13 protein-coding genes are annotated in these 13,584 nt (G+C 73.2%); 4 read left to right on the forward strand and 9 right to left on the reverse strand.

The window, feature by feature from the left end:
* Nucleotides 1-30: 30 nt before the first annotated feature.
* From purL to purS, 3 genes are read right to left on the reverse strand one after another with little or no spacing between them, the layout of a single operon-like run.
* Entirely contained in the window at nucleotides 31-2,304 is a 2,274-nt protein-coding gene (gene purL, locus DFQ13_RS32295) for a phosphoribosylformylglycinamidine synthase subunit PurL (protein ID WP_110082546.1), read from the reverse strand.
* Entirely contained in the window at nucleotides 2,301-2,972 is a 672-nt protein-coding gene (gene purQ, locus DFQ13_RS32300) for a phosphoribosylformylglycinamidine synthase subunit PurQ (protein WP_110082547.1), read from the reverse strand. Before purQ ends, purL begins: the two co-directional genes overlap by 4 nt.
* Entirely contained in the window at nucleotides 2,969-3,208 is a 240-nt protein-coding gene (gene purS, locus DFQ13_RS32305; protein ID WP_035285010.1) for a phosphoribosylformylglycinamidine synthase subunit PurS, read from the reverse strand. The genes purQ and purS overlap by 4 nt, the downstream gene beginning before the upstream one ends.
* Before the next feature lie 248 nt (nucleotides 3,209-3,456).
* Between purS and DFQ13_RS32310 the strand changes: the two genes are divergently transcribed.
* Nucleotides 3,457-4,470, forward strand: coding sequence for an NAD-dependent epimerase/dehydratase family protein (locus DFQ13_RS32310; protein ID WP_110082548.1), 1,014 nt, complete (start codon nucleotides 3,457-3,459; stop codon nucleotides 4,468-4,470).
* 66 nt (nucleotides 4,471-4,536) lie between these two features.
* A complete protein-coding gene (locus DFQ13_RS32315) occupies nucleotides 4,537-6,120 on the forward strand; it encodes a GMC family oxidoreductase (RefSeq protein WP_110082549.1) in 1,584 nt (527 codons plus the stop codon).
* Here the strand turns inward: DFQ13_RS32315 and DFQ13_RS32320 are convergent.
* A complete protein-coding gene (locus DFQ13_RS32320) occupies nucleotides 6,080-6,943 on the reverse strand; it encodes an MOSC domain-containing protein (RefSeq protein WP_219994725.1) in 864 nt (287 codons plus the stop codon). The two genes, DFQ13_RS32315 and DFQ13_RS32320, sit on opposite strands and share 41 nt — an antisense overlap.
* Before the next feature lie 58 nt (nucleotides 6,944-7,001).
* On the opposite strand from DFQ13_RS32320, the gene DFQ13_RS32325 reads away from it, so the two are divergent.
* Complete coding sequence (locus DFQ13_RS32325) at nucleotides 7,002-7,574, forward strand: hypothetical protein (RefSeq protein WP_035285004.1); 573 nt, start codon at nucleotides 7,002-7,004, stop codon at nucleotides 7,572-7,574.
* Between the two features lie 476 nt (nucleotides 7,575-8,050).
* On the opposite strand, the gene purB is transcribed toward DFQ13_RS32325, so the two are convergent.
* The 4 genes from purB to DFQ13_RS32345 all read right to left on the reverse strand — a co-directional run bounded on the left by purB (nucleotide 8,051) and on the right by DFQ13_RS32345 (nucleotide 11,552).
* A complete protein-coding gene (purB, locus tag DFQ13_RS32330; protein ID WP_110082550.1) occupies nucleotides 8,051-9,490 on the reverse strand; it encodes an adenylosuccinate lyase in 1,440 nt (479 codons plus the stop codon).
* A 45-nt stretch (nucleotides 9,491-9,535) separates the two neighbouring features.
* Nucleotides 9,536-10,108: a TetR/AcrR family transcriptional regulator gene (locus DFQ13_RS32335; RefSeq protein ID WP_035288536.1), complete on the reverse strand. Its 573-nt coding sequence runs from the start codon at nucleotides 10,106-10,108 to the stop codon at nucleotides 9,536-9,538.
* A 99-nt stretch (nucleotides 10,109-10,207) separates the two neighbouring features.
* On the reverse strand, nucleotides 10,208-10,996 hold the full coding sequence (locus DFQ13_RS32340) for a hypothetical protein (protein WP_110082551.1): 789 nt from the start codon (nucleotides 10,994-10,996) through the stop codon (nucleotides 10,208-10,210).
* 40 nt (nucleotides 10,997-11,036) lie between these two features.
* Complete coding sequence (locus DFQ13_RS32345; RefSeq protein ID WP_035288533.1) at nucleotides 11,037-11,552, reverse strand: SigE family RNA polymerase sigma factor; 516 nt, start codon at nucleotides 11,550-11,552, stop codon at nucleotides 11,037-11,039.
* 145 nt (nucleotides 11,553-11,697) lie between these two features.
* On the opposite strand from DFQ13_RS32345, the gene DFQ13_RS32350 reads away from it, so the two are divergent.
* The gene (locus tag DFQ13_RS32350; protein WP_035288530.1) at nucleotides 11,698-12,729 is read left to right on the forward strand and encodes a threonine aldolase family protein; all 1,032 of its coding nucleotides are present in this window, start codon (nucleotides 11,698-11,700) and stop codon (nucleotides 12,727-12,729) included.
* On the opposite strand, the gene DFQ13_RS32355 is transcribed toward DFQ13_RS32350, so the two are convergent.
* Nucleotides 12,701-13,450 (reverse strand): potassium channel family protein, encoded by a 750-nt coding sequence (locus tag DFQ13_RS32355; protein ID WP_110082552.1) that lies wholly within the window; start codon nucleotides 13,448-13,450, stop codon nucleotides 12,701-12,703. The two genes, DFQ13_RS32350 and DFQ13_RS32355, sit on opposite strands and share 29 nt — an antisense overlap.
* Nucleotides 13,451-13,584: the final 134 nt, after the last annotated feature.

Raw genomic sequence — 13,584 nt, forward strand, 5'->3', positions numbered from 1 at the left:
GTCCAGGTCGGGGGCCTTCCGCTTGGCTGATCAGCCGAACAGGGCGGGCAGGGTGCCCTCCCAGGCCTCGCGGAGCTCGGGCAGCGGGATGGTGGCGATGTCCTGCAACTCCAGCGCGTCCGACTCGGGGTCGACCACCCCGGTGCGGCGGACCGGCAGGCCCCTGGCGACGCACATCTCGGTGAACCGCAGCTCCTCCGAGCGCGGCACCGCCACCAGGACGCGGCCCGCGGACTCGCTGAAAAGCTGCACGAACGGGTCCTGGTCCGGGTCGAGGAAGACGCGGGCGCCGACCTCGCCGATCAGGCACGCCTCGACCAGGGTCTGCGCCAGTCCGCCGTCGGACAGGTCGTGCGCGGCGGAGACCATGCCGTCGCGGGAACCCGCGAGCAGCACGTCGGCCAGCACCTTCTCCCGGGCCAGGTCGACCTTCGGCGGGGTGCCGCCGAGGTGGCCGTGCACCTCGTGCGCCCATTCGGAGCCGCCGAACTCGTCGCGGGTGTCGCCGAGCAGCAGCAGCGTCTCGCCCGCCTCGGCGCCGATCCCGGTGGGGATGCGGCGGCGGACGTCGTCGATGACGCCGAGGACGCCGACCACCGGGGTGGGCAGGATCGCCGTGGTGCCGGTCTGGTTGTAGAAGCTGACGTTGCCGCCGGTGACCGGGATGCCCAGTTCCTTGCAGCCCTCGGCCAGCCCGCGCACCGCCTGCTCGAACTGCCACATGACCGCCGGGTCCTCCGGCGAGCCGAAGTTGAGGCAGTTGGTGACCGCGAGCGGGGTGGCGCCGGAGACGGCGACGTTGCGGTACGCCTCGGCCAGCGCGAGCTGGGTGCCGGTGTACGGGTCGAGCTTGACGAACCGGCCGTTGCAGTCGGTGGCCAGGGCGACGCCGCGCCCGGTCTCCTCGTCGACCCGGATCATCCCGGAGTCCGACGGCTGGGCGAGCACGGTGCCGCCGCGCACGTAGCGGTCGTACTGCTCGGTGACCCAGCGCCGCGAGGCCAGGTTCGGCGAGGCGGCCATCCGCAGCACCAGCGCGCGCAGCTCGTCCGGTGTGGACGGTCGGGGTAGCTTCTCCGGGCCGTCGGCGACCAGCGCGTCCTGGTCGGCGGGGCGGGCGATGGGCCGGGAGTACATCGGGCCCTCGTGCGCCACGGTGCGCGGCGGCACGTCGACGACGGTCTCCCCGTGCCAGGTGATGACCAGGTTGTCGCCGTCGGTGACCTCACCGATCTCGGTGGCGATCACGTCCCACTTGGCGCACACCCGCATGAACGCGTCCACATCGGACGGTTTGACCACCGCGCACATCCGCTCCTGCGACTCGCTGGAGAGGACCTCGGCCGGGGTCATGCCGGTGGCGCGCAGCGGCACCTTCTCCAACCGCACCACCATTCCGCCGTCACCCGCGCTGGCCAGCTCGCTGGTCGCGCAGGACAGCCCGGCGCCGCCGAGGTCCTGGATGCCGACCACGATGCCCTCGCGGAACAGCTCCAGGCAGCACTCGATGAGGACCTTCTCGGTGAACGGGTCGCCGACCTGCACGGCGGGCAGCTTCTTGCGACCGGTACCACCCTCGTCGCCGGAGAAGGTCTCCGACGCCAGCACGGACACGCCGCCGATGCCGTCGAGGCCGGTGCGGGCGCCGAACAGGATGACCTTGTTGCCGGTGCCGGTGGCGTGCGCCAGGTGCAGGTCCTCGGCACGCATCGCGCCGACGCACAGCGCGTTGACCAGCGGGTTGCCCTGGTAGGAGCTGTCGAACACGACCTCGCCGCCGATGTTGGGCAGGCCGAGGGAGTTGCCGTAGCCGCCGACGCCCGCGACGATCCCGGGCAGCACGCGCCGGGTGTCGGGGTGGTCCGGGGCGCCGAAGCGCAGCGGGTCCATCACGGCCAGCGGGCGGGCGCCCATGGCCATGATGTCGCGCACGATGCCGCCGACGCCGGTCGCCGCGCCCTGGTAGGGCTCGACGTAGGACGGGTGGTTGTGCGACTCGAGCTTGAAGGTGACCGCCCAGCCGTCGCCGATGTCGACCACCCCGGCGTTCTCGCCGATGCCCGCGAGCATCTTGGCCTGCATCTCCGGCGTGGTGTTCGCCGACCAGTGCCGCCAGTGCACCTTGGAGGACTTGTAGGAGCAGTGCTCGCTCCACATCACCGAGTACATGGCCAGCTCGGCGTCGGTGGGGCGGCGGCCCAGGATCTCGCGGACGCGGGCGTACTCGTCGTCCTTGAGGCCCAGCTCGCGGTAGGGCTGCTCCTGGTCGGGGGTGTTCTTGGCGTTGTCGACCGTGTCGATCATGAGGCCACCACACTGTCGAGGGCGGACAGGAACATGCCGAGGCCGTCGTCGGACGGACCGGTCAGCGCGTCGATGGCGTGCTCGGGGTGCGGCATCAGGCCGACGATCCGGCCGGTCTTGTCGCTGATCCCGGCGATCGCGCCGAGCGAGCCGTTGGGGTCGTCGCCGAGGTAGCGGAACACCACCCGGCCCTCGCCCTCCAGCTCGTCCACAGTGGACCGGGGGGCGGCGAACCGGCCGTCCTGGTTCTTCAACGGGATGATGATCTCCGCGCCCGGCTCGTACCGCGAGGTCCAGGCGGTGGTGTTGTTCTCCACCTTGAGCCACTGGTCCTTGCAGACGAAGTGCAGCCCGGCGTTGCGCAGCAGCGCGCCCGGCAGCAGGCCCGCCTCGCACAGCACCTGGAAGCCGTTGCAGATACCGAGCACCGGCATCCCCTTGCGGGCGGCGTCGACCACCTCACCCATGACGGGGGCGAACCGGGCGATGGCACCGGCGCGCAGGTAGTCGCCGTAGGAGAAGCCGCCGGGCAGCACCACCGCGTCGACACCGCGCAGGTCGGCGTCGCCGTGCCACAGCGGCACCGCCTCGGCGCCGCTCGCGGCGATCGCGCGCAGCGTGTCGGTGTCGTCGAGGGTGCCGGGGAAGGTGACCGCCCCGACCCTCACGACTGCACCCGCCGGACCACGAAGTCCTCCACGACGGGGTTGGACAGGAAGCCCTCGGCGATCTTCGCCAGCGTGGCGTCGTCGACCGAGTCGTCGACCTCCAGCTCGAAGTGCTTCCCCTGACGGACATCGGACACGCCGTCGAACCCCAGGCGGGGCAGCGCGCGCGCGACGGCTTGTCCCTGGGGGTCGAGGATCTCCGGCTTGGGCATGACGTCGACGACGACTCGGGGCACGGCTGGCTGCTCCTGAATTTCGCGGGGCCGGTACCGCAGAAGCGTACCTGACCTGGGGGTTCACTCTTCCGACCCGGCCGCCCGACGGTGACGCGCACCACCGACACCCTGCTGGGACCACACCAGTGAACGCCCGCTCAGCACCCGGGCGCCACCTCCCGCGCCCGACATCACTCGAACGTGCGTTCGATGTTCGCTGCCGGCGAGAAGACTGGCGTGCCCGCCGGTGCCCGGGACAGGGTGAGGGCATGCGACTCCTTGTTCTGGGTGGAACGCGGTTCCTCGGCCGCGCGGTGGCGGCCGAGGCGGTGACGCGCGGGCACGAGGTCGTGTGCGCCGCCCGCGGGCTGGCCGGGAACGTGCCCCCCGGGGCCCGGCTGGTGAAGGTGGACCGGGACGCCCCGGACGGGCTGGCCCCGCTGGCGGGCGAGCGGTTCGACGCCGTCGTCGACGTCGCGCCGATCTCCTACGACTGGGTGAGCCGGGCGCTGGAGGCGCTGGCCGACCGGGTCGGGCACTGGTCGTTCGTGTCCTCGGTCAGCGCGTACGCGGACTTCGGCGTCCCGCCGACCGGGGTGGGCGACCCGCTGCTGCCCCCGCGCGCCGAGCACGGCAGCCGCGACACCCTCGGCGACGACCCGGACCGATACGGCTCGATCAAGGTGGCCAGCGAGAACGCGGTGCTGCGGGCGGCCGGGGCGGACCGGTCGTTCGTGGTGCGCGCCGGGTTGATCACCGGGCCGGGCGACGAGTCCGACCGGTTCGGCCACTGGCCCGCGCGGCTGGCCCGCGGCGGCCGGGTGGTGGTGCCCGACACCGACCTGCGGACCCAGTACGTGGACGTGCGCGACCTCGCGGCCTGGATCGTCGACGCCGGGGAGAAGGGCACCACCGGGGTGTACGACGGCATCGGACCCGCCGGTGGGCTGCTCGACCTGCTGGCCGACGTCGCCGAGGCGGTGGGCGGCGACGTGGAGTTCGTCCGGGTGCCCGAGGGGCGGCTGGCCGAGCTGCGGGTCGCGCCGTGGGGCGGGCCGCGCTCGCTGCCGCTGTGGCTGCCCGCCACGCACCGGTACATGACCGCCCGCGACGCCGGACCGGCGCTGGCCGCCGGGCTGACGCCGCGGGCGCTGGTGGACGCGGTGGCGGGCGCCCTGGACCGGGAGCGGGAACTGGGCCTCGACCGGGAGCGCAAGGCCGGGCTGTCCCGGGCGGAAGAGGAGGAGGTCCTGGCCGCGCTGGGCGGGTCCGCGGGGGAGTGAGGCTGTCCCCCGGCGCCGGGAAGGGGCAGGATCAGGGGTGATGTCCCCGGTGGCGAGGAGGCCGACGTGGCGGTTCGGGAATCGTTCGACTACGTCGTCGTGGGGGCGGGGAGCGCGGGCTGCGTGCTCGCGGCCCGGCTGAGCGAGGACCCCGGCACCTCGGTGCTGCTGCTGGAGGCGGGCGGGCCGGACGACGCCGACGAGCTGCACATCCCGGCCGCGTTCTCGTCGCTGTTCAAGACCAGGTGGGACTGGAACTACGAGACCGTCGAGCAGAAGCACATGGGCGGGCGCTCGGCGTACTGGCCGCGCGGCAAGACCCTCGGCGGCTGCTCGTCGATGAACGCGATGATCTACATCCGGGGCAACCGGGCCGACTACGACACCTGGCGCGACGCGCACGGCGCCACCGGCTGGGGCCACGACGACGTGCTGCCGTACTTCACCAGGGCCGAGCGCAACACCCGGCTCGGCGGCCCGCTGCACGGCACCGACGGCCCGCTGCACGTGGAGGACCGCCGCTACACCCACGAGCTGACCACCGCCTGGGTGGAGGCCGCGGTCGCCTCCGGGCTCAAGCGCAACGACGACTTCAACGGCGCCGAGCAGGAGGGCGTGGGCCTCTACCAGGTCACCTGCCACCGGGGCCGCCGCTGGTCGACCGCCGACGCGTACCTGCGGCCCGCGCTGGGGCGCAAGAACCTGACCGTGCGCACCGGCGCGCTGAGCACCCGCGTGGTCCTCGACGGCGGCCGCGCGGTCGGCGTCGAATACCTCAGCGGTGGGCAGACGTCGGTGGTGCGCGCCGAGCGGGAGGTGCTGCTCTCCGGCGGGGCGGTCAACTCCCCGCAGTTGCTCATGCTCTCCGGCATCGGGCCCGCCGAGCACCTGCGCGAACTGGGCATCGACGTGGCGGTGTCGCTGCCGGGCGTCGGGGAGAACCTGCACGACCACCCGGCGTCCCCGGTCATCTGGACCACCAGGGGCACCAGCGACATGACCGACTTCGTCACCCCCGGCAGGCTCCTGCAGTGGCAGGCCCTCGGCCGCGGCCCGCTGTCGTCCAACATCGGCGAGGGCGGCGGCTTCGTGCGCACCCGCGACGGCCTCGACGCCCCGGACATGCAGTTCCACGTGGCGCCGACCATGTTCTACGACAACGGCATGCGCGAGCCCACGGCCAAGGGCTTCACCTCCGCCACCACCCTGGTCGCCCCGAAGAGCCGGGGCACCCTGCGGCTGCGGTCGGCCGACCCGCGCTGGCGCCCGCTGATCGACCCGGCCTACTACGCCGACCCGGCGGACCTGGAGGCGACCATCGCCGCCACCCGCATGCTGCGGGACATCGCCCGGCAGCCGAGCATCGGCCGCTACCTGGTCTCCCCGTTCCTGCCCGACCGGGCGGACGACCTGTCCGACTCGGAGCTGGCCGACCACATCCGCACCTGGACGCAGACCCTGTACCACCCGGTTGGCACCTGCTCGATGGGCACCGGCGAGGCCGCGGTCGTCGACCCGGCCCTGCGGGTCAACGGCGTCGAGGGCCTGCGCGTGGTCGACGCCTCAGTCTTCCCGCTCATTCCGCGCGGCAACACCAACGCCCCGACGATCATGCTGGCGGAGAAGGCGGCCGACCTGATCCGGTCCTGACCGCCGCGCCCCACTCGTCGACGGTGACCGGGTCGCCGACCGCCACCGCGCCTGGCGCCAGCACGGCGAGCTTGGCGCCGAAGCTGACCCGGTTGCCGAACTCCGGTTCGCGGCGGTAGGCGGCCAGGGTGCGCACGGGTTCCGGCCCGGACCGGACCCCGGTGCGCTGGTCGACGGTGGGCACCGCGCAGCGGATCGCCCTGGTCGAGTAGCCCAGGGTGGCGCTGCCCACGCGCAGGCGGCGCACCCGGTCCTCGGTGTGCGGTTCGGCCCAGCCGGTGACGACGACGTTGGGGCGGAAGCGGTCCATCGGCACCGGGGCGGCGCCGGTGGCCGCGATCCGCCCGTTCAGCGAGTCCAAAGAGGACTCCGAGGTGAGCAGCAGGGCGTGCGCGTCGCCGAAGCCGACCTTGCCCGGGTGCAGCCCCCAGCCGTCGCGGTCGTGCTCCGGGGTGACCCGGACCAGCCGCACCGCGGCACCGAGCACCTCCGAGCACCACTCGGCCGCCCGCTCACCCTGGTCGACGCCCTCACCGAACCAGTGCCCGAAGAGGCTGACCGCCCGGCGCGGCCCGTCGGGGGTGATCTCGATCTCCACGTCGGTGCCGCCCGCGGCCAGCCGCAGGCCACCGGGCACCGGGGCGGGGCGCACCGCGGCCATCGCCGGGTGGGTCCGCTGGCTCAAGAAAACACCGTCATCAGCCGATACCACCATGAGCAACCGGTCGTCGAGCAGACCGGTCCCGGTCACCTCGGCCTCGTCGAGCGCGATCCCGGCGAAGCCCTTGACCGGGTAGTACACCAGTGCGGAAACCGTTGCCACCTCGCCAAACTACCGCGACGTGGGAGAATGGGTACCGCGAACGCGAGGGGAGGCACCCGTGCGCGCCAGGCCGGTCCTGCTTGCGGCGGCGGCCGCCGCGCTGACGGCGGCCTGCACCACCACGGTCGAGGGCGACCCCACCATGTCGGGCATCACACCCACCTCGGCCGCCCCCACCCCCACGGCCAAGGTCGTCACCCTCCTCCCCAAGCGCCTCGGCGAACCGGCGGGCATCCGCGACGACGCCCTGGGCCTGATGGTCTCCTTCCAGTTCGACAAGATCCAGGTCGACCCGAGGTGCACCGCCAAGTCCCGCACCAAGGCCACCAACGGCCACTTCGTCGCGATCACCATCACCGCCGAAACCGGCCCCAACTACGACGGCACCACCCTCACCGACCTCAACACCGCCGACTTCAAGGTCCTCGGCCCCGACAACACCCAGGACACCGACGTCCGCACCCCGGCCGCCGACAAGTGCTACCCCACCACCGACCGCCTGCCGGTGCTCAGCAAAGCGGGCAAGACCTACCGGGGCCGCATCGTGCTCGACACCCGCTTCACCACCGGCACCATCGTCTTCCGCCCCGGCACCCTGGAAGGCAACGGCGGCTGGTCCTGGGGCTTCTGAGCCCCACAGGCAAAGCAGGCCCACCAACCCCGTCGGCACAGCCGCCGACCACCCCGAACCATCGGCCTGGCGGCCTGCCAAACCCAGCCCGGCGCAGCAACAACCGGTCACCCAGCAAACCGCCGGCCCGGCGAGCCACATGCCCGGGTGAGCGGATGTGCTCGGCCAGCCGATCACCCAACAAACGCCGGCCCGGCGAGCCAACTGCCCGGGTGGGCGGATGTGCCTGGCCAACCGACCACCCCGAAAACCGCCGGCCCGGCTACGCAACTGCCCGGGTGGGTGGATGTGTTTGGCCGGGGGTGGCGATCATGTGACAGCCTGCCTGGGCGGTGGGGCATCTTTTCAGCCCCACCTGACGCACTGGAGCACATGATCGCCATAGGGGCCCCGGCCAAACACATCCACCCAGCCGGGCACCCCCATCACAACCCCGGGCTTGTGAGCCCGGAGCGATCCCGACGTTCTTGAAACGGCTACAGAATCGCCGCAGGCACGTACCCAGCGGCATCGGGGAACCGGTTCAGCACCTCCTCAACCCGCCGAACCACCTCCACAACCTGCGCCCCCGCAACCCCCGTGAACGGCAACCGATCCGCCAAAAGCGCGTCCAACCGCCCCCGGTCCAACGGAATCCGCTCATCCGCTGCCAGCCGGTCCAGGAGATCGTTCCGCTCAGCCCCGCGCTCCCGCATGGCCAGGGCCACGGCGACCGCGTGCTCCTTGATCGCCTCGTGCGCCGTCTCCCGCCCCACCCCCGCCTGCACCGAGGCCATCAGCACCTTCGTGGTGGCCAGGAACGGCAGGTACCGGTCCAGTTCGCGGGCGACGACCGCCGGGTAGGCGCCGAACTCGTCGAGGACGGTCAGGAACGTCTCCAGCAGGCCGTCGAGGGCGAAGAACGCGTCCGGCAGCGCGACCCGGCGCACCACCGAGCAGGACACGTCCCCCTCGTTCCACTGGTCGCCCGCGAGTTCGCCGACCATGGAGGCGTGCCCGCGCAGGATCACCGCGAGGCCGTTGACCCGCTCGCAGGAGCGGGTGTTCATCTTGTGCGGCATGGCCGACGAGCCGACCTGACCGGGCTTGAAGCCCTCGGTGACCAGTTCGTGCCCGGCCATCAGCCGGATCGTCTTGGCCAGGCTCGACGGGGCCGCGGCGAGCTGCACCAGCGCGGTGACCACCTCGTAGTCCAGCGACCGCGGGTAGACCTGGCCGACGCTGGTGAACCGGTGCGCGAAGCCGAGGTGTTCGGCGACGACCCGCTCCAGCTCGGCCAGCTTGTCGGCGTCGCCGCCGAGGAGGTCGAGCATGTCCTGGGCGGTGCCCACCGGGCCCTTGACGCCGCGCAGCGGGTAGCGGTCGATCAGCTCGTCGAGGCGGGCGAAGGCCACCAGCAGCTCGTCGGCGGCGGTGGCGAAGCGCTTGCCCAGGGTGGTCGCCTGGGCGGCGACGTTGTGCGATCGGCCCGCCATGACCAGGTCGGCGTGCTCGGTGGCGAGGCGGGCGAGGCGGGCGAGGACGGTGGCGGTGCGGGCGCGCACCAGCTCCAGGGAGCGGCGCACCTGGAGCTGCTCGACGTTCTCGGTGAGGTCGCGCGAGGTCATGCCCTTGTGCACGTGCTCGTGCCCGGCGAGGGCGTTGAACTCCTCGATCCGCGCCTTCACGTCGTGCCGGGTGACCCGCTCCCGCTCGGCGATGCCCGCCAGGTCGACGGTGTCGAGCACGCGGCGGTAGTCGTCGACGGCGCCCGTGGGGACGTCCACACCGAGGGTGGCCTGGGCGGAGAGGACGGCGAGCCAGAGTTCGCGCTCCAGCCGCACCTTCTCCTCGGGGGACCAGAGCTGGGCCAACTCGGCCGAGGCGTAGCGTCCGGCGAGGACGTTGGGGATGCGGGGCTTCTGCGCGGCGGTCACGTCTGACCAGCCTAGGCGGTGGCGGGCGGGTTCCCGGCGCCCGGGTCAGGCCAGGAAGTCGCGCAGCATCCGGCGGGCGGCGGCCCGGGGGTCGGGGTTGACCTCGATGAGGGCGTTGACCACCGCGCCGTCGACCAGGGCGATGAGCTGTTCGAGCCGCCCCGGCGGGAGGTGCCCGCCCGCGCGGGTGACGGCCTCGGCGAGCAGGTCGCGGAGTTCGGCGCCGAGTTCGAGCATCAGCGGCCGCAGGTACGGGCGCCGCCCGGTGGCGACCAGGCGCTCGTAGCGGAGCAGGACCGCCTCGGCGTCGCGGTCGGTGGCCTGCGGGCCCAGCAGCAGGTCGAGGACGAGGTCCACCAGGCGGCCGGGGTCGGTGGGCTCGTCGAGGGCGGCCCGGCCCCAGGCCAGTTCGGCGCGGCTGTGGTGCTCCACGGCGGCGGCGACCAGCTCGTCGAGCGAGTCGAAGTAGTACGTGGTGGAGGCCAGCGGCAGGCCCGCGCGCTCGGCGACGGCCCGGTGCCGGACCGCGTCGAAGCCGCCGTCGACCAGCAGGGCGGCGGCGGCTTCGATCAGGGCCTGGCGGCGGCGTTCCCCCTTGGGGGTGCTCGCGGTGGTCATGCGCCGCCCACCCGGCGGTCGGCCGCGGTGCTGTCGGTCCTCGTGCTGTCGGTCGTCATGCTGTCGGTCGTCATGGTCTGGTGGATCGTGCCAGACCGGTCAGAGGGTGGGGGCGAGCTTGTCGCCGATGCCGCGCAGCGCCGCGTCGTCGAGGGGCAGGTCGGTGGTGCCCGCGACCGGTTCCTCGGCGATCACCAACTGGGCGCCGGACCGGGTCTGCACGACCACGCCGAGGGTGCCGTCCGGGCGGCTGTCCCACGGGGGCTGCTGGAGCTGCCGAGCGCTCGCGGGCACCAGCATGATCGACACCAGGCCGCGGGTGGGTCCGTTGCGCGCGTTGAACGCCGCCGACCGGGCACCGGGCGGGCAGGCCAGCGGGGACCGGACGTAGTCCCCCGAGGTGGCAGAGGGGGCCGGGAGCCCGCCCGCGAGGGCAGCGGCGAGCTCCCGGTCCACCTCAGCGCACCCACCAGGGGTGCCACCGGCTTCTCCTCCGGAGCCGCCGGTGCCTCCGGTCGGTCCGCCCCCCTGCTTGGGCGGAGCCGACGGAGCGTTCGTGGGACCGGCCTCCGAGGGGGCGGTCAGGACGCGGGGGCTGTTGCTGTCCTGCACCCCGTTCGGGGTCGTGCCTGCGGTGCCCTCCGCGTTCCCGGGCGCCACAGCCGCCACCGGGCTGCCGCCAGCCCCGCTGTCCTCGCTCGACACGGCGAACCCCGCGACGGCGACCCCGGCGAGCAGCACCACGCCCAGCGCGGTGCCCGCCAGGGCGCCGTTGCGCCTGCGGGTGAGCCGGGCCGACTCGGCCAGCACCTCGTCCGCGCCGAACGACGGCGGGGGCGCGTCCGGGACCGCGTCGTCGAACAACTCGGCGATCTTCCGCTCGTCCATGCTCAGCTCCACCTCCTCGTCATCGGGGTCCTCAGGTCGGTCACGGGGTCCTCAGGTCGTCCAGGGCGTCGCCGAGGACGTCGCGCAGGGCGGTGAGCCCGCGCGCGGTCTGGCTCTTCACCGTTCCCTCGGAGCACTTCATCGCCACGGCCGTGCCCGCGACGTCGAGCCCCTCCAGGAACCGCAGCACCAGCACCGCCCGCTGCCGGGGCGGCACCTTGGCCAGTCCGTCGAGCAGCGCCGACCGCGTCGCCACCGACTCGCCGACCTCGTGGTCGGAGGCGGGCGTCTCGGGCACCTCGTCGACGCCGCGCTCCCGCCGCCAGGGGCGGCGGGTCTCGTCGATCAGCGCGCTGACCACGCTGCGCCGGACGTAGGCGTCCAGGGCCCCGCGGTCCCGGATCTTGCGCCACCGGCGGTGCAGCGCGACGAACGCGGTCTGGGCGAGGTCGTCCGCCCGGTGCCAGTCGCCGCAGAGCATGTACGCGGTGCGCCGCACGGCGTCGCGCCGGGCGGCGAAGTACTCCGCGAACGCCTGCTCCTCGCCTTGTTCCACGCGGACGCTCTCCCGCTCGTGTCGTTTCCGATGGGGGGACGGACGTTCCCCGCACAACGGTTGCACGCCCACCGGGTGAGACGTGCGCCACCCCCGGTTTTCCCGGTGTCGAGTGGGACCACCCCCGGTGTGGTGTGATCGGATCGTGACCACGCCGCGCACGATCGACCTCCGGTCCGACACCGTGACCCAGCCCGACGAGACCATGCGGATCGCCATGTCGGCGGCCGAGGTGGGCGACGACGTGCTGGACCACGACCCCACCATGCGCCGCCTGGAAGAGCAGGTGGCGGGCCTGGTGGGCATGGAGGCGGCGCTGTGGGTGCCCAGCGGGACCATGGGGAACCTGATCGCGTTGGTGCTGCACCTGCGGCGTGGCGACCGGTTCCTGGCCGCCCGCGGGTCGCACGTGCTGGAGTCCGAACTGGGCAGTGCGGCGTGGCTGGCCGGTGGGATGCCGCACCCGCTGGAGTGGTCGGGCGGGCCGGGCCGGATCTCGGTGGAGGACGTGCGCTCGATGGCGTCCTCCAGCGGCCCCTACTACGCGCTGCGCACGCGGCTGCTGTGCCTGGAGAACACGCACAACTTCGCGGGCGGCACGGTCACCCAGCCCGACGAGCACGCCCGGCTGGTCGCCGCGGCGCGCGAGGCGGGGCTGCGGGTGCACCTGGACGGGGCGCGGCTGTGGAACGCCTCGGTGGCGCTCGGGGTGCCGCCCGCGGCGCTCGCGGTCGGCGTCGACACCGTGCAGGTGTGCCTGAGCAAGGGGCTGGGCGCGCCGGTCGGGTCGGTGCTGGCGGGGCCGTCGACGCTGGTGGCGGAGGGTCGGCGGGTGCGCAAGATGCTCGGCGGCGGGGTGCGGCAGGGCGGCGTGCTGGCCGCGGCCGGGATTCTGGCCCTGGAGCGGGTGGACGACCTGGCCGTGGACCACGCCAACGCGAAGTCGCTGGCCGACGGGCTGACCGAACTGGGCTGGGAGGTGCGGCGGCCGGAGACCAACATCGTCCTCGCCCCGGTCCCGGACGCGCAGGTGACGCTGGCGATGCTGGCCGGGGTGGGCGTGCGGGCGGTGGCCGTGCCGGGCGGCGTGCGGTTCGTCACCCACCGGGACGTGCCGACGGCGGACATCGGCGAGGCGCTGCGCCGGATCAGCGCGGAGCGCCCCGTTCGCGTGTGAGCAGCTCGCGCAGCTCCCGGATCTCCGCGCGCAGCGAGTCCACCTCGGTGCGGGTGGTGTCCTCGATGGACTGCTCGGCGCCCGCGATCTTCTCCACGAACCAGGACGCGATGACCCCGGTGACCACGCCGAGCAGGGCGATGCCGCCGACCATCAGGCTGACCGCCACCAGCCTGCCCTCGGTGGTCACCGGGTAGAGGTCGCCGTAGCCGACGGTGGAGATGGTGGTCATCGTCCACCACAGGGCTTCGCCGAAGCTGGTGATGGAGGCCTCCGGGCTGGACCGCTCCGCGTCGAGCACCGCCAGCGCCGCGCACAGCACGACCAGGGCGGTGGTGCCCGCCACGTAGACGCCGATCCGGCCGCGGAAGTTCACCCCGAGGCGGCGGTTGAGCACCTTGAACACGGTGATGAGCCGCAGCGCGCGGAGTTGGCGGACCATCGGCAGCGCGACCGCGAGCAGGTCGAACAGGTGCCGCCCGACGAACCGTAGCTTGTGCTCCGCCAACCACAGCCGCGTCAGGTACTCGGCGGCGAACACCGCCCACACGACCCACAGCACCACCTCCAGGGCGGTGCGCAGGCCGGGGGAGGCGCCGGTGCCGAGCACCTGCCACGCGTAGGCGACCAGGAACGCGACCGCCAGCACCGTCAAGGCGACGTCGGTGCGCGCCTCCCACGCCGCCAGGCGGGGCTCGGGTGGTTCGGCTGGTTCGGGCACCCGGACATCCTCACCCGGGAAACCCGTTCGGACCAGTGGCTAGGGCCTGTCCTCAAAGCCAGAGTGTGAGGGTGGCCAGGTCGATCATGGCCTGGTAGGACAGGGCGGTCTTGTCGTAGCGGGTGGCGATGCCC

The sequence above is a fragment of the Actinokineospora spheciospongiae genome, from assembly GCF_003182415.1.
GTDB classification, from domain to species: Bacteria; Actinomycetota; Actinomycetes; order Mycobacteriales; family Pseudonocardiaceae; genus Actinokineospora; species Actinokineospora spheciospongiae.